Source organism: Mycolicibacterium sp. 624, from assembly GCF_040548615.1.
In the GTDB taxonomy this organism is placed as follows: domain Bacteria; phylum Actinomycetota; class Actinomycetes; order Mycobacteriales; family Mycobacteriaceae; genus Mycobacterium.
On record NZ_JBEPRZ010000013.1, the window covers coordinates 65,050 to 85,835 of the forward strand.

A 20,786-nucleotide genomic window follows, 5' to 3' on the forward strand; every position below is an offset into this window, starting at 1 on the left:
GAAGTGGGAGGGACCGAATTGCCATCTCGAGACGAGCCCGTTACGCAGGGTCGGATTCGACGAACCATGCCGCTGGCCGGATTCACCGCCCGCGCGGCCGGGGGCTGGCTCATAGCCGGTCTCCAGAAACGGGCGGGCGACGACGGCGCGGTCGACCGCTTCCACGAGCGCACCGCCGAGCGCTACACCGACCTGCTCGGCCAGTCCAAGGGCGTGCTCATGAAGGCCGGCCAGATCTTCTCGATGATCGACGTCAGCGCGATGGGCACCGGCGGCTTCTCGCCGTACCAGAAGGCGCTCACGCGGCTGCAAGCCGACGCGCCACCCATGCACCCGGCGCTGGTCCACGACGTCCTCGCCGACGAACTCGGTTCCACCAGTGCACACTTCAGCGATTTCACCGACGAACCGATAGCAGCCGCATCGGTCGGGCAAGTCCACCGCGCCGTCCTGCATGACGGCCGCGACGTCGTGGTCAAGATCCAGTACCCCGGCGTGGCGCGAGCCATCCACGACGATCTGGCCAACACCGAACTCGTCGCCACATTCCTCAAATTCGTGACCGCGGCATCGGGTATGCCGCTCGACGTCCAGGCACTCGCGAGCGAAGCGGCCGCACGGATATCCGAGGAACTCGACTACAGGCACGAAACCGAGATGATCACGGCGTTCAGCGATCTCTATCGCGGGCACCCCTTCATTCGCATCCCCGATGCTGTGCCCGAGGCATCAAGTGACCGGGTGCTGACAATGACCTATCTCGATGGGATGGATTGGACCGCAGCACAACAGGCGGACCAGGACTTGAGGAACGCTTGGACGGAGGTGATCGCGAGGTTCACGAACGGCAACTACCGGCACGCCAACCTGGTCCACGCCGATCCGCACCCCGGCAACTACCGCTTCGGCACAGACGGCACCGTCGGGTTCCTCGACTTCGGATGCGTCTCGATCATGGCCGAGTGGCGACGCGGGCTGTGGGTGCGGTTCCTGCGGGCCGCCATAGAGGGACGCCCGGACGACTACCGCGATCACCTGACCCAGATGGGATTCCTCACCGAACGCGCAACGTTGACCGACGACGAACTGGAGCAATGGGTTTCAGAAATGGCCTTCGAGGTCACAGCCCCACAGCCGGTCACCTACGCGCCCGACGCCACGGAACGGATTATTCGCGGCTTCTTCGATGTCCGCGACAGGGACCACCCCGTCGCGAAGATCGCGGTACCCGCCGAGCACGTGTTCACCTCCCGGATCATGCTCGCCTCTACCAGTATCGCCGCCGGCCTGCGGGCCACCCTGCACACACGAGCCCTCGTCGACGATATGGACGGTGTCACCGAGCCGATCACCGAACTCGGCAAGCTGCACCACGCCTGGGTGCGCGAACGTGGACTGCCCGGCGCGCTGGATGAACATGACCACCCGTGACATCGCGGCGCCGCGACTCCCCTGGGACGCCGCCGACCCCTACCCGTTCTACGAGACACGGCGCCGCGACGGCGATGTCGTGTGGGACGACACCGCGCACGCCTGGCTGATCCTCGGCCACGGCACCGCCCGCGACGTGCTCGGCGGACGGCACTGGATCAGCGACCCCCGAGCCAACCCGGCGATATCCGCCGCGACACCCATGATCAGTTCGGCATTCGTGGACGCCAGCATGCTGTTCACTGACGGCCCAGTCCACGACAGATTGCGCGGCGCCGTGCGGGATGTGTTCAGCCGCTCCTTCATCGGCGGCCTTGAAGACGGTGTCGAGTCGATCTGTGTTGACGCGGTCTCGATGATTCCCGCCGACGATCTCGTCGACGTCATGTCGCAGATCGCGCTCCCGCTACCGGTCGCCGTCATCGGAGCCTGGCTGGGTCTGGACCCCGAGCAGTGCGCGGCGCTACGCGAGCACTCACCGGCCATCATCCGGATCCTGGGCGGCTTCGCCGATCAACACGACCTCGAGGAAGGTCTGGCGGCGTCTGCGGCGCTGATCGCCGACTTCCTGCCCGCGGCCGCCGACCGACGCAGCCACCCCACCGACGATCTACTGAGCTTCCTGGCCGCAGACACCGACCTCACCCTCGACGAGGTCGTCATCACCGCCATCCTGATCGCGGTCGCCGGCCACGAGACCACCGCCAATCTGCTCGGCGCCAGCCTCGTCCGGCTGCTCACGCCGATGACCGACGGCACCCGCCTGGCCGACCACATCGACCCGACCGATCCAGCGGTTCTCACCGAGCTGTTGAGGCTCGACGCTCCCGTACAGGCAACCGCGCGCACCGCCACCGCAGACCAGACCGTGTCCGGCATCGACATCCGGCGTGGTGAAACGGCGCTGGTGTGCGTCGCCGCCGCCAATCGGGATCCCGCCGTCTACCGCCAGCCCGACCAGTTCCGCCCTGACCGGGTCGGACCCGCACCGCTGAGCTTCGGCTACGGCGCGCACTACTGCCTGGGCGCTGCGCTGGCGCGGCTCGAAACAACTGCGGCGCTGCGCCACATCCTGCGACGCCGACCCGCCCTCGCGGGCGACCCCACGTGGCGTGACACCCCCGCCATCCGCGGCCCGCTGACCATCCCGGCTGTGTTCACCACCTAGGGCGACCAGGGCAGTCTCCGATCACAGGCATGCTGGTCTCTATGGACGATGTGCTTGAGAGCGTGCCCACGACCTTCCTCGACTTCGACATTGATGAGTTTCGGTCGTTGCGCGAGGAGTTCTCGCGATTCATGTTCTCGTACAAGTTCGGCATGGAGGAGATCACCACCAAGGTCGGGATCCTTCAACAGGAGTTCCAGCACCTGCAGCAGTACAACCCGATCGAGCACGTGACCAGCCGGCTCAAGACGCCCGAGAGTGTGCTCGACAAGGTCCAGCGCAAGAACTGCGAGCCGCGCTTCGAGGCGATCCGCGAGGAGATCACCGACATCGCCGGTGTCCGCATCACGTGTTCCTTCACCTCAGATGTCTACCGAGTGTCCGAGGCCCTCACCTTGCAGGACGACCTCACGGTCCTACAGATCAAGGACTACGTGCGTCAGCCGAAGGCGAACGGCTACCGCAGCCTGCACCTCATCGTGGAAGTCCCGGTGTTCTTGTCCACCGGACCCGTCACCGTTCCGGTGGAGGTGCAGCTGCGCACGGTTGCGATGGATTTCTGGGCCAGCCTGGAACACAAGATCTACTACAAGTTCGATGGCGAAGTGCCGCCGGACATCTCGCGGAGCCTCGGCGAAGCCGCGGCCACCGCGGCGCGGCTGGATGACGAGATGGAGCGCCTACACCGCGACGTGCACGGTGACCTGCCGCCAGTGCCGGTCGAACTCGCACGGGGCGCGATTCCGATGTCAGATTCCGTCATCGCCCGTCTCGTGCGGCAGCAAGGCGGCATCCCGAATCTGACATGAGAGGTCTGCCGTTTCGCCGGTTGACGCTTGTTGCGGATCGCAGGTTGTACAGTTTTCGGTTGTGGCACTTGGCTATCGGCGACCGTGAGTGGCACCGACTCTGTTCAACCGCTGTCTGCGCTCGTTTCCGGTGCGGCTGGCATGTTGGTGCCCTTCCTAGCAGGAGCAGAACCGGAAGCTGATCCGGTGGTGCGGGACGTGGTCCTGCATGAGCCCGGCACGCAGGCTGACTACAGCGGCAGCATTGTGCTCGTCAGCGCACGCGTCGAGGATCGCTTCGCGCTCGGGTCATTGCTGGACGAGGTTGGGACGGCCGCGGCCCTTGTCCTCCCGCCGGACGCGACGCGCGATGTCTCGCTGCTGCAGGACCACCAGGCACATCTGTTCCGGCGGTCCCCGTGGGTGGGATGGACCGAACTCTTCAGTGCCCTCATTCGGCTTCTCGGGGCCGGTGGCATCGTCACACCGGCCCCGCAGGTCGACAACTTGCACGCGCTGGCTCGCTGGATCAGCACCAGGAGCGGGGCACCAGTGACGATCGAGGACCTGGACTCGCGTGTTCTGGCGTATGCGGTCGTCGGTCAGGACGTCGATCCCATCCGGAATCAGACGATCCTGGGGGGTGCGGTACCCGCATGGCGGGTCGAGCGGTTGATGGCCACAGGATTCCTGCCTGCGATCTGGCGATCCGACGACGTGGTGGTGCGCAATGCCGAGGCCGACGACCCGGCGCGCATGGTGGTCGCCCTGAGGTCCGGAACCGAGACCCTCGGCACGATCTGGGCGGCGTTGAACGACGACACCGACCGTGAGGAACTTCGGCAGCTGCTCTTACAGGTGCGCCAGCCCGCCGCCGCCATGTTGCTCCGAGAGGTCCACCGCGACCAGTACGAACGGCGGCTTCAGGAGTCGGCGCTGGTCGACCTGCTCTCGCGCGGGGTCGAGCCCGGGGTTCCCGCTGCGCTGCTCGGGCTGCAACGTGATGCCAGACATGCCGTGGTCGCGCTGGGACTGGACACTCCCCCGTCTCGCTCGCTGATGTTCCATATCCAGGCTCTGCGGAACGGGGCGAGGACGGCACAGGTGGGCTCCGACCTGCTCGTCGTCCTACCACTCCTCGACGGCGAGGCCGGGGAGGTGGACCTGGCCGGCTGGCTGACGGAGCAGCTGGCTCGAGTTTCACGGGGCCGCGCGGGCGTGGTGTCGGTCGGACCTGCCGTCTACGCCCTTTCGGACCTTCAGCTTTCCGCACGGGTCGCTCGGCAGGTCCTCGACGCCGCTTCGCTGCAAGATGCGGCACAGCTGCCCCCGGCGCGCGGTGGTCCCACGGTCATCACGGCAGCCGACGTGCCGGATGCGCTGACCCTGATCCTGGCCGCCGACCTCCTGGCTCCGATGGCACACACCATCGCCGAACCGCTGGAGACGCTCCGCCAGCACGACAGCGACCACGGAACCTCATACGTCGACACCGTCGCGGCAGTTCTCGCACATCCGGGAAATCTCGCCGAAGCGGCGCGCGAGTTGGGGATTCACGCCAATTCACTGCGGTACCGACTGGAGCGGATCGGGGTGGTCTCCGGTATCGAAGTGCAGTCATCGGTGGCGCGGCTTCGGGTTGCCCTCGGCCTGCTGGTGTGGGGGCGGGATCAGGCCCGTCCTGCTGAGTCCCCCGTGGAATCTGACGAAAATCGTGGTCGCCCTTAGTGCATTTCGGAGATGCTGACCCAGGTGTCATGAGTGACCCTCAGTATCGACAGAAGATCCGTGGAGAATTCCTCAGCCCACGTGACCGGCACAGAATGCTCCTGGTTCATAGGGTTTCATCTGTGATTTCTGGAACAACGTGTGCTGGACACGTCCTACCCCACCCCGACACGCTGCTGCGCCGCCGCGACGAGGTCGTGGCTGGTGTGGCGGGGCGAGGGTTCGTCGACGACCTGCACCCGCTGTGCGGGGTCATCGACCTGGACACCCTCGATGAGCTGATGCGCACCCTGAGCGAGACCTACCCGGCGGGTATGCCGGCACTGCACACAATTGCGGCGAAGGCGATCACCCTGCGACCGGTCCTGGCGCGGTTCGCGCAGGCGGGATTCGGGTGCGAGGTGGCCAGTCCGGGTGAGCTGGGTCTGGCCCTGGCCGCCGGCTTCCCTACGGATCGCATCGTGCTCGACTCCCCTGCCAAGACCACGACCGAGATCGTGGGAGCGCTCGAACTGGGCATCTCGTTCAACGTCGACAACCTGGAGGAACTAGCGCGGGTCGACGAGTCGGTCGCACCGGCGGACGGTCACCGGTCGATCATCGGCATGCGAATCAATCCGCAGACCGGCGCGGGTGCCATCGACGCCATGAGTACCGCGACGACAACGTCCAAGTTCGGTATCGGGTTGGCCGACCAACGCGAACACATCATCGACGCGTTCGCCTCCCGCCCGTGGCTCACCCAGCTGCACGTGCACAGCGGATCTCAAGGGCTGAGCCTCAGTCACGCCGCCGAGGGTGTGCGCCAGATCGTGGACCTCGCCCACGACATCACTGCTCGTGTCGGTCGTCAGCAAGTTCAGCGAATCGATATTGGCGGCGGGCTCCCGGTCAACTTCACCTCCGACGACATCACCCCAACCTTCGCCGATCACCGTGCCGCCCTTGAGACCGTAGTGCCGGAATTGTTCGATGGGACTTACGCTTTGGTGACCGAGTTCGGCCGGGCGTTGACAGCCAAGGCCGGCACCATCGTCGCCCGAGTCGAGTACACGAAAATCACCGGTGGTCGGCCGATCGCCGTCACCCACGCCGGGGTGCAGGTCGCCACCCGCACGATCTTCGCACCGGAGGCGTGGCCTCTGCGGGTCGACGTGTACGACGCGGCGGGGCGGCGACGGCAGGATGACCGACGGGTCCAAGACGTGGCCGGCCCGGCCTGCTTCACCGGTGACATGCTGGCCGTCGGTCGCGAACTCCCACGCATTCACTCCGGCGACCTGGTGGCCATTCCGGAGACCGGCGGCTACTACTTCTCCAGTCACTTCTCGTACAACGCGTTGGGGCGACCCGCCGTCTACACGATCGAGTCCGACTCCTCGGGCCACCGGCGCTGGTCTGTAGCCCGTCGCGCGCAAACGATCGACCAGATCGTCGCCGAGGCCGGCGAACCCTCTCTCCTACCCCTGCCCGCCTGAGCCCACTGTCCCCGTCAACCACCATCGGATCGAGTTCTCACTTGTCTACATCCACCGAACCCCGCTCTGGCCTGGCCAGGTCGCTGAAAACGCGCCACATGACCATGATTGCCATCGGAGGTGCCATCGGCGCCGGGCTATTCGTCGGTAGCGGAGCGGTCATCCAAACGGCCGGTCCCGCAGCCATCGTCTCGTACTGTCTGGCCGGAGCTCTGGTTCTGTGCTCGCTACGGATGCTCGGCGAGATGGTGGTCGCCAAGCCCAAGGCCGGGTCGTTCGCCGACTACGCCCGAATCGGGATCGGGCCGTGGGCAGGATTCACCATCGGCTGGTTGTACTGGTACTACTACGTGATCATCATCGCGGTAGAAGCGGTGGCCGGCGCACAGATCCTGCACGTATGGGTCGGGCTACCGCTCTGGGTGATGGCCATGCTGCTGATGGTCGTGATGACCGCCGTCAACCTCATCTCCGTCAAGTGGTTCGGCGAGTTCGAGTTCTGGTTCGCCAGCATCAAGGTGGCGGCCATCGTTGCGTTCATCATTTTGGGCGTGCTCTGGATCAGCGGGGCGTGGCCCGGGGATTCCGGCGGCCTGGGCAACTTGGTCAACCATGGCGGATTCATCCCGAACGGATTCGGATCGATTCTGGGCGCCGTCGTGGTGGTCATCTTCGCGTTCGGTGGAGCCGAAATCGTCACCATCGCCGCCGCCGAGAGCGCCGAGCCCGCCAAGTCGGTGGCCAAGGCCACCACCGGCGTCATCTGGCGGATCATCCTCTTCTACGTCGGCTCGATCTTCCTCGTGGTGTGCATCCTGCCCTGGAGCGACGGATCGGTGCTGTCGAGTCCTTACGTCGCCGCCCTGGACAAGCTGGAAATCCCTGGCGCCGCCATGATCATGAACTTCGTCATCCTCACCGCTGTGCTCTCGGTGCTGAACTCCTCCATCTACACGTCCTCTCGCATTCTGCGGGTCCTCGCATCTCACGGTGACGCGCCCGACTGGCTCGTGAAAACCGACAGCCGCAGCGTTCCGGCACGCGCCGTCCTCGCCAGCACGGCGATCGGCTGGATCTCGGTGGGACTCGCCTACGTCGCCCCCGACTCCCTGTTCCTGTTCCTGGTGAACTCCTGCGGCGTGGTCGCCATCTTCATGTACTTGATGATCGCGGTCTCGGAGTTGCGAGTGCGCCGCGCAATCGAACGCGACGACCCGTCTCAGTTGACGCTGCGGATGTGGTTCTTCCCTTATCTGACCTACGTGGTCATCGTGGCCTACGTGATCGTCCTGGTGGCCATGGTCTTCAGCGCCGATCAACGCGTGCAGCTGCTCGCCAGCGTGGTCAGCCTGATCATCGTTCTCATCGCCTACACGCTGCGCAAGCGGTTCGGACGGGTGCCCGTGGACGCTGAAGTCCCGGAACTCGACGAAGTGGCATGAGTCCCTTCGCCCAGGCGTCGTCCTGGCTGCCCAGCACGGCGACCCTGTCGGCGCACATCAAGGACCTGTCCACCGGCGAGACATTGTGGGAACACGATTCGCGTCGGGTGCTCAAGACCGCGAGCGTTGGGAAGGTCTTCCTGCTGGCCGAGGTGGCGCGGCGATTCGAGGACGGGACATTGGACCCGGACGAACTGGTCGCCGCCACCTCGGAGGACCGGGTGGCCGACTCCGGCATCCTCTACCTGCTGCGACAGCAGGACCAGCGGCTCGAAGACCTCTGCCTGTTGATCGGCGCGGTCAGCGACAACACGGCAACCAACATTCTCCTGCGCCGTCTGGGGCTTGAAGTCGTACAACGCGCCACGCGGGACCTCGGGTTCACCGAGAGCGGGCTACGTGACAGGGTGCGGCTGGACCGCCCCAAGGACGATCCGCTGACCCTGTCGGCGGGCACCGCTGCAGAACTGTGCGAATTCGTCGCCCGCGTCGACGCAGGCACCATCCACAACGCCGCCGTATCCGAGCGAGTGCGGCGCTGGCTCGGCGTGAACACCGACTTGTCGATGGTGGCACAGGCGTTCGGTCTGGACCCCTTGGCGCACACCGACGCCGACCACGGTTTCGAGCTGTGGAACAAGACCGGAACCATCTCGGACGCCAGGATCGACATCGGCTGTGTCGGGCACACCCCCAGCGGTCGCCGGGTGGCCTACGCCGTCCTCGCCAACTGGGCGTGGGGTGAGGACCATCGCGACCCGGCGTTGGCGGCCATGGGGCGAGTCGGCCTCGCCGTCCGACAGCATCTGGTGCGCTGAATCGCCCCAGAACTGCGCATTCCACGCCGACTTCTGCGTGAGCGTCGTGGCTCTGCGCGATCTACAACGCTCATGCAGATCTCGGCGCAATCCTCGCGAGTTCTGCACCACTGTCGTGAGCGCCGACACGCGACGGGCATCGCGTTCATATGACTTGCAAAAACTTGGTGGGCGCGACAGGTATCGAACCTGCGACCGCTGGTGTGTAAAACCAGAGCTCTACCACTGAGCTACACGCCCGTGCTCGGGGGAGGCTACACGCCGAAACGCGTCCCCGGAAAATCCGTCAGCTCCCGCGCAGCGCCGCCAATGCATCGGTCCACACCGCTTGGTCACGCATCTCACCGGGAGACTTCATCTCCGCGAACCTGATGACGCCGCCCCGGTCGACGGCGAACGTCCCTCGGTTGGGGTAGCCGCTGTCGTCGTTGAACACGCCATAAGCCGACGAGACCTCCCCGTGCGGCCAGAAGTCCGACAGCAGCGGCAGGGTGAAGCCGCTCTGGTTCGCCCACACCTTGTGTGTCGGCGGAGGCCCCACCGAGATCGCCAGCGTCTGTGTGTCCGCGTTCTGGTAACTCGCGAGGTTCTCCTGGATCTGCGCCAACTCCCCCTGGCAGACCGGAGTGAACGCCAGCGGAAAGAACACCAGCAGCACGTCGCGATCGTCGCGGAAGGTACGCAGGGATACGGGCTGGCCCGCCTGGTCCTTCAGGGTGAAGTCAGGCGCCAAAGCGCCTGGTTCCAGCATGTCGTCCCTATCGGCGCCCGGCGCTCTTCGACTTCGGCTGCACGAGGCGACTGGCGATCCAGTCACCAAGATTCGCCGAAGACGTCTGCATGAGGCCCGCGGTAGGTGCGGACTCGGCGATCTCCGCCGGCTGTACGTGTCCCGGCTTGCCGGTCTTCGGTGTGATCACCCAGATCACGCCGTCCTCGGCCAGCGGAGTTATCGCATCCATCAGGCGGTCTACGAGGTCGCCGTCGTCGTCGCGCCACCACAGCAGCACTACGTCTACGACCTCGTCGGAATCCTCGTCGAGCAGCTCGCTGCCAGAGGCGTCCTCGATATCCGCCCGGATGTCGTCATCGGTGTCTTCGTCCCAGCCAAGCTCCTGGACAACCAGATCCTTTTCTATGCCCAACCTGCTGGCATAGCGCGGCGAATCCGCCGTAACCACCCTGTCCTCCTTCAGCCTGCGGGTATGCACTAGGTGCGTCGGCCCTATAGTCGCACGCTGCGGCCGATGTGCACGTCACAGGCACGCAAGTTGCTCAATATGCAGCGTCGCAGAGACCCAGTGCGGCCGCCTGGGAATCGTTGAGTCGGCCGACGGCGGAGTTGAACTCATCCATCCCCGCGTCCTTGGCGACGGCCGTCGCAAGGGCCCTAGCTGCATCAACCCAGCCCGTGAGGGCGGCCCTCAGCTCGGGCGAGAGCGGCTCGGAGATACTGCCCGCCACCTCGTCGGCACTGCGGTTCAGCGCATCGATCGCGGGTACCGCCTTGGCCACCACATCGGGTGCGTTGTCGTTGTAGGCCCCGACGTAGCCGTTGAGCGCCGCGACCGCATCGACGCTGGTGGAACTCAGCGCGTCACATGCCGTGTGCACCGCCTTCGTCGACGACGACGACTGACGCTGGGATTCTCGGGCACTCGAACTGGCCGCGGACTCCTCGCTCGACGCCGACACCGACGCCCGGTAGACCGGCGGGTCCGCGGCATCCACGGTCGCGTCACCTTGGGTCACGCTCTGGCACCCGACGACGACCATGAGCAGTCCAGCCGCGCATCCCGCGACGACGCCCACGGCGCGCAGGCGTCCCGCCTGCAGCCTTCCCCCGGTCACGGTCTACAGACGTTACCGGTTTGCCGCCCTCCCTACCGAGTCATGGCATAGGCCAACCCGGGCGCACTTCCGGCGCACGATTGAGGCAGGATGAAGTAGTTCGCGATGACCACCCTCATTGTCGCGAGCAATCGATTCCGCCAAACCAAGGAGCGGCAGTGACTACCGAGTTCGCGCGTCAAGATCTGGCCCAAAACTCAGGCAGCCCAAGCGAACCGGACCGAGTTCGAGTCATTCGCGAGGGCGTTGCCTCCTATCTACCCGATATCGACTCCGACGAGACCGCCGAGTGGCTGGAGTCGTTCGACGCGCTGCTCGAGCGGTCCGGCCCGGCCCGGGCCCGCTACCTCATGCTGCGGCTTCTGGAGCGCGCCGGCGAACAACGAGTCGCCATCCCCGCGCTCACGTCGACCGACTACGTCAACACGATTCCGACTGAACTCGAGCCATGGTTTCCCGGCGACGAGGACGTCGAGCGCCGCTACCGGGCATGGATCCGGTGGAACGCCGCGATCATGGTGCACCGCGCGCAGCGGCCGGGTGTCGGTGTGGGCGGCCACATCTCGACCTACGCGTCGTCGGCGGCGCTGTACGAGGTCGGCTTCAACCACTTCTTCCGCGGAAAGTCGCATCCCGGCGGCGGCGACCAGATCTTCATTCAGGGTCACGCCTCCCCCGGCATCTACGCCCGCGCATTCCTCGAGGGTCGGCTAACGGCCGACCAACTGGATGGTTTCCGCCAGGAGCACAGCCATCCCGGCGGCGGACTGCCGTCCTACCCGCACCCGCGCCTCATGCCCGACTTCTGGGAGTTCCCCACGGTGTCAATGGGCCTTGGCCCGATGAACGCGATCTATCAGGCCCGGTTCAACCACTACCTGCACGACCGCGGCCTCAAGGACACCTCCGATCAGCACGTGTGGGCGTTCCTCGGCGACGGCGAGATGGACGAGCCGGAGTCCCGTGGCCTCATCCAGGTGGCGGCCAATGAGGGACTGGACAACCTGACCTACGTCGTCAACTGCAATCTGCAGCGTCTCGACGGCCCGGTGCGCGGCAACGGCAAGATCATCCAGGAGCTGGAGTCGTTCTTCCGCGGCGCGGGCTGGAACGTCATCAAGGTGGTGTGGGGCCGCGAGTGGGACGCGCTGCTGCACGCCGACCGCGATGGCGCGCTGGTGAACCTGATGAACACCACGCCCGACGGCGACTACCAGACCTACAAGGCCAACGACGGCGGCTACGTCCGCGACCACTTCTTCGGCCGCGACCCCCGGACCAAGGCCCTCGTCGAGCCGATGACGGATAAGGAGATCTGGAACCTCAAGCGCGGCGGGCACGACTACCGCAAGGTGTACGCGGCCTACCGCGCGGCCACCGAGCACAAGGGCCAGCCGACGGTGATCCTCGCCAAGACCATCAAGGGCTACACGCTGGGTGCGCACTTCGAGGGTCGCAACGCCACCCATCAGATGAAGAAGCTGGCGCTCCAAGACCTCAAGAGCTTCCGGGACGCGATCCGGATTCCGGTCTCCGACGCCGCATTGGAGGAGGATCCGTACCTGCCTCCTTACTTCCACCCGGGCCCCAACGCGCCGGAGATCCGCTACATGCTGGATCGGCGGCGCACCCTTGGCGGTTTCCTGCCCGAGCGGCGGACCAAGACCAAGCGGCTGAACCTGCCGCCGACCGACACCTACAAGGCGCTCAAGAAGGGTTCGGGCAACCAGGAGGTCGCCACCACCATGGCGACGGTCCGCACCTTCAAGGAGTTGTTGCGGGACAAGGAGATCGGCAAGCGGATCGTGCCGATCATCCCCGACGAGGCGCGCACCTTCGGCATGGACTCGTGGTTCCCGTCCTTGAAGATCTACAACCGCAACGGCCAGCTCTACACCGCGGTGGACGCCGAACTGATGTTGGCGTACAAGGAAAGTGAAATCGGGCAGATCCTGCACGAGGGCATCAACGAGGCCGGGTCGACCGCGTCCTTCACCGCCGTGGGCACTTCCTACGCCACCCACGACGAGCCGATGATCCCGATCTACATCTTCTACTCGATGTTCGGGTTCCAGCGCACCGGCGACGGGTTCTGGGCAGCTGCCGATCAGATGGCCCGCGGCTTCGTCCTCGGCGCCACCGCGGGACGCACGACGCTCACCGGTGAGGGGCTGCAGCACGCCGACGGCCACTCGCTTCTGCTGGCGTCGACCAATCCGGCTGTGGTGACCTACGATCCGGCCTTCGCCTACGAGATCGCCCACATCGTCGAGAGCGGCCTGGAGCGGATGTTCGGCGACACACCGGAGAACGTCTTCTTCTACATCACGATCTACAACGAGCCCTACCTCCAGCCGGCCGAGCCGGAGAACTTCGACCCCGAGGGCGTGTTGCGCGGTATCTACCGCTTCCGCGCGGCGAAGGAGAAGCGCACCAACGTCGCGCAGATCCTGGCCTCGGGTGTCGCGATGCCCGAGGCGCTGCGCGCAGCCGACATGCTGGCCGCCGACTGGGACGTCGCGGCCGACGTCTGGTCGGTGACGAGCTGGGGTGAGCTCAACCGTGACGGCGTGGCGGTCGACAGGGAGGCGCTGCGCCATCCCGACCGGGAGGCCGGCCAGGCCTATCTGACGAAGGTGCTGGGCTCCACCGTGGGACCGGCCATCGCGGTCTCGGACTGGATGCGCGCGGTGCCCGAGCAGATTCGCCCGTGGGTGCCCAACACCTACGTCACCCTCGGTACCGACGGATTCGGCTTCTCCGACACCCGGCCGGCCGCGCGGCGCTACTTCAACACCGACGCCGAGTCGGTCGTGGTGGCGGTGCTCGAGGCACTGGCCCGTGACGGTGAGATCGACCCCTCGGTCGCCGTCGCGGCCGCCAAGCAGTACCGCATCGATGACGTGCTGGCTGCCGGGGTTTCCTTCAAGGACACCGGCAGCGCCTGAGGGCGGGTTCCCCGGTTTGTAGGAAACTGCCAGACGAGGCGCGTATCTTTTAGGGATGACCGACAAATTGCCCGACGCGGCGCGGTCGTCGCTAGAGCTGCTGGACTCCGTCCCAGAGGCCCTGCTGCGTCGCGTGAAGCAGTACTCGGGGCGGTTGGCCACCGAGGCCGTCCATGTGATGGGAGAACGACTGCCGTTCTTCGCCGACCTCGAGGCGTCTCAACGCGCCAGCGTCCAGCTCGTCGTCCAGACGGCGTTGGTGAACTTCGCCGAGTGGATGCGCAACCCACGCGGCGACGTCGGGTTGACCGCCGATGCGTTCGCCCTGGTTCCCCAGGAGCTCACCCGGCGGATCGCGCTACGGCAGACCGTGGACATGGTGCGGGTCACGATGGAGCACTTCGAGGAAGCCGTGCCGATGCTGGCCCGCAACGACGACCAGATGACGGCACTCACCGTGGGCATCCTGCGCTACAGCCGCAACCTCGCGTTCGCCGCGGCATCGGGATACGCCGACGCCGCGGAGTCTCGCGGCGCCTGGGACACGAGAATGGAGGCCAACGTCGTCGACGCCGTTGTGCGTGGTGACGTCGGCCCCGAACTCTCATCACAGGCGGCCGCGCTGAACTGGGATGCCACCGCGCCCGCGACTGTCCTGGTCGGCCTGCCGCAACCCGGACGAATCGACTACACCAGCGAGGACATCCACGCGATCGTCGCGGCGCACGGCCGCAGCGCACTGACCGACGTGCACGGCACATGGCTGGTGGCCATCGTGTCGGGCCGCCTGTCCCCCACCGACAAGTTCCTCAACGAACTACTCGAGGTCTTCTCCGACGGACCGGTCGTGATCGGGCCGGTCGCGTCGTCACTCTCCGCGGCGCACTACAGCGCCGCCGAGGCCATCGCCGGCATGAACGCCGTCGCCGGGTGGAGCGGCGCGCCGCGGCCCGTCACCGCCCGCGAGCTACTGCCCGAGCGCGCGCTGCTGGGTGACCCGTCAGCAATCTCCGCCCTGGACACCGACGTCATGCGCCCGCTGGCAGACGCCGGTCCCGCGCTCGCCGAAACCCTGGACGCGTACCTCGATTCCGGGGGCGCCATAGAGGCTTGCGCACGCAAATTGTTCGTTCATCCAAACACCGTGCGCTACCGGCTCAAACGGATCGCGGACTTCACCGGGCGAGATCCGACCCTGCCGCGGGATGCCTATGTACTGCGCGTTGCCACCACCGTGGGCCGACTCGGCCGTCATGGATCACACACCAACTCGTTAAATGGTGGTATGGCCCCGCCGATCCGCCCTCGCGCGGGCACATCTGCCCCCACCGTCCTCGGCTGAAGGTCGCGGTCAGATATCGAACGTGTCGCTTCACATGCTGTTTTGTGGACTACCTACAAAAACATAAGACGAGGTTCATAATCTCTTACACCGCGGAAACCCGTCTTCACAGTGTTCTCTTAATTCGTGCCTCAAGACACGCTTGCTTTGCTTGCCCCCGGCCAGGGGTCTCAGACCCCCGGCATGCTCGAGCCGTGGCTCGCACTGGCCGGCACCGCTGAGCGCCTCGCGACCTGGTCCGAGATCAGCGGCCTGGACCTCATGACCCTCGGCACCACGGCGACCGCCGACGAGATCACCGACACCGCGGTCACCCAGCCGCTGGTGGTCGCGGCCACGCTGCTGGCCTACGAGGAACTGACCAAGCGCGGCCTGTTGTCGGGAGCCCCGACCGTCGTGGCCGGACACTCCGTCGGCGAGATCGCGGCCTACGCCATCGCCGGCGTCATCTCCGCAGACGACGCAGTCAGGCTCGCCGCCATCCGCGGCGCCGAGATGGCCAAGGCCTGCGCCGTCGAGCCGACAGGTATGGCCGCGGTTCTCGGTGGCGATGAGGCCGAGGTGCTCGCCCGCCTCGACGCGCTGGACCTGGTGCCGGCCAACCGCAACGCCGCGGGCCAGATCGTCGCCGCAGGTGCAGTGTCCGCGCTGGACAAGCTGATCGAGGATCCCCCCGCCAAGGCACGTGTCCGCAAGCTGGCCACCGCCGGCGCGTTCCACACCCGCTACATGGCCTCGGCGCTGGACGGCTACGCCGCGGCCGCCGAGCGCGTCAGCACCAATGAGCCCTCCACCACCCTGCTGTCCAACGCCGACGGTCAACCCGTGACCTCCGCCGACGACGCCATGACCAAGCTGGTGGCCCAGTTGACCAAGCCGGTCCGCTGGGACCTGTGCACCGCGTACCTGCGCGACCAAGCGGCCCTGCGCAACGGCGCCCAGGGCCCGGTCGCCGCGATCATCGAGTTCCCGCCCGCCGGGACCCTCACCGGGATCGCGAAACGAGAGCTTCGGGGAGTACCGACGCACGCCGTCAAGACCCCCGCAGACCTGGACGGGCTCGCCGAGCTCTAACCAGTACAACCGCAAGACATTCATTCCCGCCCTCCACCGTGGAGCGCGGGACACCGAAGAGATAGAAGGAGCCATCGTGGCCGCCAATCAGCAGGAAATCATCGCCGGACTTGCCGAGATCATCGAAGAGGTCACGGGCATCGAGCCCTCCGAGGTCACCCCGGAGAAGTCGTTCGTCGACGACCTGGACATCGACTCGCTGTCGATGGTTGAGATCGCGGTGCAGACCGAGGACAAGTACGGCGTGAAGATCCCGGACGAGGACCTCGCGGGCCTGCGCACCGTCGGAGACGTCGTCGCCTACATCCAGAAGCTCGAGGAAGAGAACCCCGAGGCCGCCGCAGCACTGCGCGATAAGTTCTCCCAGTGACCAGGCCTTCCACTGCTAACGGCGGTTTCCCCAACGTCGTCGTGACCGCCGTCACGGCGACCACGTCGATTGCTCCGGACATCGAGAGCACGTGGAAGGCTCTGCTTGCAGGCGAGAGCGGCATCCGCGTTCTCGAAGACGAGTTCGTCGACAAGTGGGACCTTGCCGTGAAGATCGGTGGTCACCTCAAGGAGCCGCTCGATCCGCTGATGAGTCGACTGGATATGCGACGCATGTCGTACGTCCAGCGGATGTCGAAGTACCTCGGCAACCAGCTCTGGGAGTCCGCGGGTAGCCCCGAGGTCGACCCGGATCGGTTCTCGGTGGTCATCGGAACCGGACTCGGTGGCGGCGAGAAGATCGTCGAGATGTACGACGCCATGAACCACGGCGGACCCCGCAAGGTGTCCCCGCTCGCGGTTCAGATGGTCATGCCCAACGGTGCCGCCGCTGTCGTCGGACTGGAACTCGGGGCACGCGCCGGGGTCATCACCCCCGTGTCGGCCTGTTCCTCGGGTTCGGAGGGCATTGCACACGCGTGGCGACAGATCGTCATGGGTGACGCTGACATCGCCGTCTGTGGCGGCGTGGAAGGCACCATCGAGGCGCTGCCGATCGCGGCGTTCTCGATGATGCGGGCCATGTCGACCCGCAATGACGATCCGGAAGCGGCGTCGCGTCCGTTCGACAAGGACCGTGATGGGTTCGTGTTCGGCGAGGCGGGTGCGCTCATGGTCATCGAGACCGAGGAGCACGCCAAGGCTCGTGGCGCCAAGCCGCTGGCCAGGCTGCTGGGCGCGGGCATCTCGTCCGATGCCTTCCACATGGTGGCTCCGGCACCGGACGGCCTGCGGGCCGCTCACGCGATGAAGCGGGCGATGGAGACGGCGGGCCTCTCGCCGACGGACATCAACCACGTCAACGCGCACGCCACGTCCACCTCGATCGGTGACGTCGCCGAGGCAAACGCCATCCGGGAAGCCGGAGTGCAACACGCCGCGGTGTACGCACCGAAGTCAGCACTGGGGCACTCCATCGGCGCCGTCGGCGCACTGGAGTCCATCCTCACAGTGCTCGCACTGCGGGATGGCGTCATCCCACCGACACTGAACTACGAGACACCCGACCCCGAGATCGATCTCGATGTCGTCGCGGGTGAGCCTCGAAATGGCGACTACCAGTACGCCATCAACAACTCGTTCGGTTTCGGTGGACACAATGTCGCTCTAGCCTTCGGGCGCTACTGATCATCTTCAGGCGTAGAGGGGAACGTTCGGAGCAGTAATGGCAGGGTTGACTACAGGCAGCGGTTTCCCCAACGTGGTCGTCACGGGTTACGCCATGACGACCGCGTTGGCGACCGACGCCGACAGCACCTGGAAGCGGCTACTGGACGGCGAGAGCGGCATCCGCACGTTGGATGACCCGTTCGTCGAGCTGTACGACCTACCGGTTCGTATCGGTGGCCACCTCCTGGAGGACTTCGACAGCGACCTGACTCCCGAGGAGCAGGGTCGCCTCTCGTACCTGCAGAAGATGTCCACCGTAATCGGTAGGCGGGCCTGGGCGCACGCTGGTGCACCCGAGGTCGACACCCGTCGTCTGATGGTGTCGATCGGCACCGGAATCGGCAGCAGTGAAGAGCTGTTGTTCGCCTACGACGATATGCGGGAGAAGGGCTACAAGGCCGTATCCCCGCTGGCCGTGCAGACATACATGCCCAATTCGCCAGCAGCGGTGGTTGGTCTCGAGCGCAACGCCAGGGCCGGCATCGTGACGCCGGTCTCGGCGTGCGCGTCGGGGTCCGAGGGCATCGCGAACGCATGGCGCAGCATCGTGCTCGGCGAGGCAGACATCGCCATCTGCGGTGGCGTGGAGACCAAGATCGAAGCGGTGCCCATCGCCGGGTTCGCCCAGATGCGCATCGTCCTCTCCACCACCAATGAGGATCCGGCGGGCGCCTGTCGTCCGTTCGACAAGGATCGCAACGGTTTCGTCTTCGGCGAGGGCGGCGCGCTTCTGGTCATCGAGACCGAGGACCACGCAAAGGCGCGTGGCGCGAGCATTCTGGCCCGACTGATGGGTGCCAGCGTCACCTCGGACGGCTACCACATCGTGGCGCCCGATCCGACCGGTGGCCAAGCAGGACACGCGATGACCCGGGCGATCGAACTCGCCGGGCTCACGCGAGAAGACATCGACCACGTCAACGCCCACGCGACCGGAACCTCGGTTGGGGACGTGGCCGAGGGCAAGGCCATCAACAATGCCCTGGGTAGCAACAGGCCCGCGGTCTACGCGCCGAAGTCGGCGTTGGGCCACTCCGTCGGCGCCGTCGGCGCGGTGGAGTCCATCCTGACCGTGCTGGCGTTGCGAGACGGAGTCGTCCCGCCGACGTTGAACCTGCGAAACCTCGATCCGGAGATTGATCTGGACGTCGTCGCCGGGGAGCCACGAACGGGCAATTACCAGTACGCGATCAACAATTCGTTCGGATTCGGCGGGCACAACGTTGCGCTCGTCTTCGGGAAGCACTGACTTCTCACGAAGGCGCACGCCGAAGTTCGACGGTTACAGGAGGTTTCGATGACGATCATGGCCCCAGAGACGGCTGCTGAGTCGCTCGACCCGCGCGATCCGCTACTGCGGCTGAGCACGTTCTTCGACGACGGCACTGTTGAGCTGCTGCACGAGCGCGACAAGTCCGGCGTGCTGTCGGCAGCAGGCAACGTCAATGGTGTGCGCACCGTCGCGTTCGCCACGGACGGCACCGTCATGGGTGGCGCGATGGGCATCGAGGGCTGCAAGCACATCGTCGATGCCTACGACACCGCCATCGAGGAGCAGAGCCCGATCGTTGGCATCTGGCACTCCGGCGGCGCGCGCCTGGCCGAGGGCGTCAAGGCGCTCCACGCAGTGGGCCTGGTCTTCGAGGCCATGATCCGCGCCTCGGGCTACGTCCCGCAGATCTCCATCGTGGTCGGCTTCGCAGCGGGCGGCGCGGCCTACGGTCCCGCGTTGACGGACGTCGTGATCATGGCGCCCGAGGGCCGGGTCTTCGTCACCGGACCCGACATCGTGCGCAGCGTCACCGGCGAGGACGTCGACATGGCGTCGCTCGGCGGCCCCGACACCCACCACAAGAAGTCGGGCGTGTGCCACATCGTCGCCAACGACGAACTCGACGCCTATGCGCGCGGCCAGCGTCTGGTCGGACTGTTCAGCCAGCAGGGTCACTTCGACCGCAGCAAGGCTGAGGCAGGCGACACCGATCTGCATGCCCTGCTGCCGGATTCGCCGCGCCGGGCCTACGACGTGCACCCGTTGATCGACGCGCTGCTCGACGCGGGCACGCCGTTCGAGGAGTTTCAGGCCAAGTGGGCGCCCTCGATGGTGGTCGGCCTGGGCCGCCTCGCCGGTCGCTCCGTTGGCGTGCTGGCCAACAACCCGCTGCGCCTCGGCGGCTGCCTGAACTCCGAAAGCGCCGAGAAGGCAGCACGTTTCGTGCGCCTGTGCGACGCATTCGGCATCCCCCTGATCGTGATCGTCGACGTGCCCGGCTACCTGCCCGGTGTGGACCAGGAGTGGGGCGGCGTGGTTCGCCGCGGCGCCAAGCTGCTGCACGCCTTCGGCGAGGCGACGGTCCCCCGCGTCACCCTGGTGACCCGAAAGATCTACGGCGGGGCCTACATCGCGATGAACTCCCGCTCGCTCGGCGCAACCAAGGTGTTCGCCTGGCCGGATGCCGAGGTCGCCGTGATGGGCGCCAAGGCAGCGGTCGGCATCCTGCACAAGCGCACTCTGGCAGCCGCGGCGCCCGAGGATCGGGACGCCCTGCACGAGGAGTTGGCCCTCGAACACGAGCGGATCGCCGGTGGCGTGGACAGCGCCGTCGAGATCGGTGTCGTCGACGAGAAGATCGACCCGGCGCACACCCGAAGCGTGGTGACTCAGGCTCTCGCCGAGGCACCCGCACGCCGCGGCCGGCACAAGAACATCCCGCTGTAATCTCCCTGCGGCACTAGCCGCGAGCAGTCCACTTCGTGGCTCCAACCAAAGCCCCTGATACTGAAGTGCTCCCCGGAAGTTGGACTGAAGATTTCAGTTCCTTCTTCTGGGGAGTACTTTTTTGCATCCACGTAGTTCGTTGACTGAGGGGCAGCGTGGTGCGGTTGTAGCGTTGTTCGAGCAGGGTTGGCGGCATCACGCCACGGCGACGCGTCTCGGGTTGAGTCCGTGGGCGGTGCGCGATTTGTATCGCCGGTGGAGCCTGCACGGCAGGAGAGCGCTGGTGGCTAAACCGACCAAGACGTCGTACTCGTTCGAGTTCAAACTCGACGTCGTCGGC

Annotated in this window: 18 protein-coding genes and 1 tRNA gene; 15 read left to right on the forward strand and 4 right to left on the reverse strand. The window is 66.1% G+C overall.

Annotated features, from left to right (window positions below; all coding sequences use genetic code 11):
- Positions 1-66 precede the first annotated feature (66 nt).
- The 7 genes from ABIA65_RS32925 to ABIA65_RS32955 all read left to right on the forward strand — a co-directional run bounded on the left by ABIA65_RS32925 (position 67) and on the right by ABIA65_RS32955 (position 8,853).
- A complete protein-coding gene (locus tag ABIA65_RS32925) occupies positions 67-1,431 on the forward strand; it encodes an ABC1 kinase family protein (protein ID WP_354526207.1) in 1,365 nt (454 codons plus the stop codon).
- A complete protein-coding gene (locus ABIA65_RS32930) occupies positions 1,418-2,599 on the forward strand; it encodes a cytochrome P450 (protein WP_354526208.1) in 1,182 nt (393 codons plus the stop codon). The genes ABIA65_RS32925 and ABIA65_RS32930 overlap by 14 nt, the downstream gene beginning before the upstream one ends.
- 41 nt (positions 2,600-2,640) lie before the next feature.
- Positions 2,641-3,408: a GTP pyrophosphokinase gene (locus ABIA65_RS32935; RefSeq protein WP_241404600.1), complete on the forward strand. Its 768-nt coding sequence runs from the start codon at positions 2,641-2,643 to the stop codon at positions 3,406-3,408.
- A 198-nt stretch (positions 3,409-3,606) separates the two neighbouring features.
- Positions 3,607-5,115, forward strand: a complete 1,509-nt coding sequence (locus ABIA65_RS32940; protein WP_354526209.1) for a PucR family transcriptional regulator — start codon at positions 3,607-3,609, stop codon at positions 5,113-5,115.
- 122 nt (positions 5,116-5,237) lie between these two features.
- Positions 5,238-6,593 (forward strand): type III PLP-dependent enzyme domain-containing protein, encoded by a 1,356-nt coding sequence (locus ABIA65_RS32945; protein ID WP_354526210.1) that lies wholly within the window; start codon positions 5,238-5,240, stop codon positions 6,591-6,593.
- A 41-nt stretch (positions 6,594-6,634) separates the two neighbouring features.
- The gene (locus ABIA65_RS32950; protein ID WP_354526211.1) at positions 6,635-8,035 is read left to right on the forward strand and encodes an amino acid permease; all 1,401 of its coding nucleotides are present in this window, start codon (positions 6,635-6,637) and stop codon (positions 8,033-8,035) included.
- Positions 8,032-8,853, forward strand: a complete 822-nt coding sequence (locus ABIA65_RS32955; protein WP_354526212.1) for a serine hydrolase — start codon at positions 8,032-8,034, stop codon at positions 8,851-8,853. Before ABIA65_RS32950 ends, ABIA65_RS32955 begins: the two co-directional genes overlap by 4 nt.
- A gap of 165 nt (positions 8,854-9,018) precedes the next feature.
- On the opposite strand, the gene ABIA65_RS32960 is transcribed toward ABIA65_RS32955, so the two are convergent.
- The 4 genes from ABIA65_RS32960 to ABIA65_RS32975 all read right to left on the reverse strand — a co-directional run bounded on the left by ABIA65_RS32960 (position 9,019) and on the right by ABIA65_RS32975 (position 10,704).
- A tRNA-Val gene (locus ABIA65_RS32960) sits at positions 9,019-9,093 on the reverse strand.
- Between the two features lie 46 nt (positions 9,094-9,139).
- On the reverse strand, positions 9,140-9,604 hold the full coding sequence (locus tag ABIA65_RS32965) for a peroxiredoxin (RefSeq protein ID WP_354526213.1): 465 nt from the start codon (positions 9,602-9,604) through the stop codon (positions 9,140-9,142).
- Between the two features lie 7 nt (positions 9,605-9,611).
- Complete coding sequence (locus ABIA65_RS32970) at positions 9,612-10,034, reverse strand: DUF3052 domain-containing protein (RefSeq protein ID WP_354526214.1); 423 nt, start codon at positions 10,032-10,034, stop codon at positions 9,612-9,614.
- Between the two features lie 94 nt (positions 10,035-10,128).
- Complete coding sequence (locus ABIA65_RS32975) at positions 10,129-10,704, reverse strand: Rv2240c family protein (protein WP_354526215.1); 576 nt, start codon at positions 10,702-10,704, stop codon at positions 10,129-10,131.
- A gap of 158 nt (positions 10,705-10,862) precedes the next feature.
- Between ABIA65_RS32975 and aceE the strand changes: the two genes are divergently transcribed.
- The 8 genes from aceE to ABIA65_RS33015 form a co-directional block, all read left to right on the forward strand.
- Positions 10,863-13,652, forward strand: coding sequence for a pyruvate dehydrogenase (acetyl-transferring), homodimeric type (gene aceE, locus ABIA65_RS32980; RefSeq protein WP_354526216.1), 2,790 nt, complete (start codon positions 10,863-10,865; stop codon positions 13,650-13,652).
- Between the two features lie 55 nt (positions 13,653-13,707).
- Entirely contained in the window at positions 13,708-14,994 is a 1,287-nt protein-coding gene (locus tag ABIA65_RS32985; RefSeq protein ID WP_241404591.1) for a PucR family transcriptional regulator, read from the forward strand.
- Positions 14,995-15,120: 126 nt separating this feature from the next.
- Positions 15,121-16,068, forward strand: coding sequence for an ACP S-malonyltransferase (locus ABIA65_RS32990; RefSeq protein ID WP_354526217.1), 948 nt, complete (start codon positions 15,121-15,123; stop codon positions 16,066-16,068).
- 76 nt (positions 16,069-16,144) lie between these two features.
- On the forward strand, positions 16,145-16,438 hold the full coding sequence (acpM, locus tag ABIA65_RS32995; protein WP_241404590.1) for a meromycolate extension acyl carrier protein AcpM: 294 nt from the start codon (positions 16,145-16,147) through the stop codon (positions 16,436-16,438).
- On the forward strand, positions 16,435-17,685 hold the full coding sequence (gene kasA, locus ABIA65_RS33000; RefSeq protein ID WP_241404589.1) for a 3-oxoacyl-ACP synthase KasA: 1,251 nt from the start codon (positions 16,435-16,437) through the stop codon (positions 17,683-17,685). The genes acpM and kasA overlap by 4 nt, the downstream gene beginning before the upstream one ends.
- 37 nt (positions 17,686-17,722) lie before the next feature.
- Positions 17,723-18,976: a 3-oxoacyl-ACP synthase KasB gene (kasB, locus tag ABIA65_RS33005; protein ID WP_354526218.1), complete on the forward strand. Its 1,254-nt coding sequence runs from the start codon at positions 17,723-17,725 to the stop codon at positions 18,974-18,976.
- Positions 18,977-19,024: 48 nt separating this feature from the next.
- Entirely contained in the window at positions 19,025-20,446 is a 1,422-nt protein-coding gene (locus tag ABIA65_RS33010; protein WP_241404587.1) for an acyl-CoA carboxylase subunit beta, read from the forward strand.
- Positions 20,447-20,585: 139 nt separating this feature from the next.
- Positions 20,586-20,786 (forward strand): helix-turn-helix domain-containing protein (locus ABIA65_RS33015; protein WP_354526219.1); only part of this gene is annotated, 201 nt, incomplete at its 3' end.

Coding starts and splice junctions, on each gene's coding strand:
- ABIA65_RS32965 (WP_354526213.1), bottom strand. CDS start 9,604: ATGCTGGAACCAGGCGCTTTGGCGCCTGACTTCACCCTGAAGGACCAG.
- ABIA65_RS32930 (WP_354526208.1), top strand. CDS start 1,418: ATGACCACCCGTGACATCGCGGCGCCGCGACTCCCCTGGGACGCCGCC.
- ABIA65_RS32985 (WP_241404591.1), top strand. CDS start 13,708: ATGACCGACAAATTGCCCGACGCGGCGCGGTCGTCGCTAGAGCTGCTG.
- ABIA65_RS32925 (WP_354526207.1), top strand. CDS start 67: ATGCCGCTGGCCGGATTCACCGCCCGCGCGGCCGGGGGCTGGCTCATA.
- kasB (WP_354526218.1), top strand. CDS start 17,723: ATGGCAGGGTTGACTACAGGCAGCGGTTTCCCCAACGTGGTCGTCACG.
- ABIA65_RS32935 (WP_241404600.1), top strand. CDS start 2,641: ATGGACGATGTGCTTGAGAGCGTGCCCACGACCTTCCTCGACTTCGAC.
- ABIA65_RS33010 (WP_241404587.1), top strand. CDS start 19,025: ATGACGATCATGGCCCCAGAGACGGCTGCTGAGTCGCTCGACCCGCGC.
- ABIA65_RS32955 (WP_354526212.1), top strand. CDS start 8,032: ATGAGTCCCTTCGCCCAGGCGTCGTCCTGGCTGCCCAGCACGGCGACC.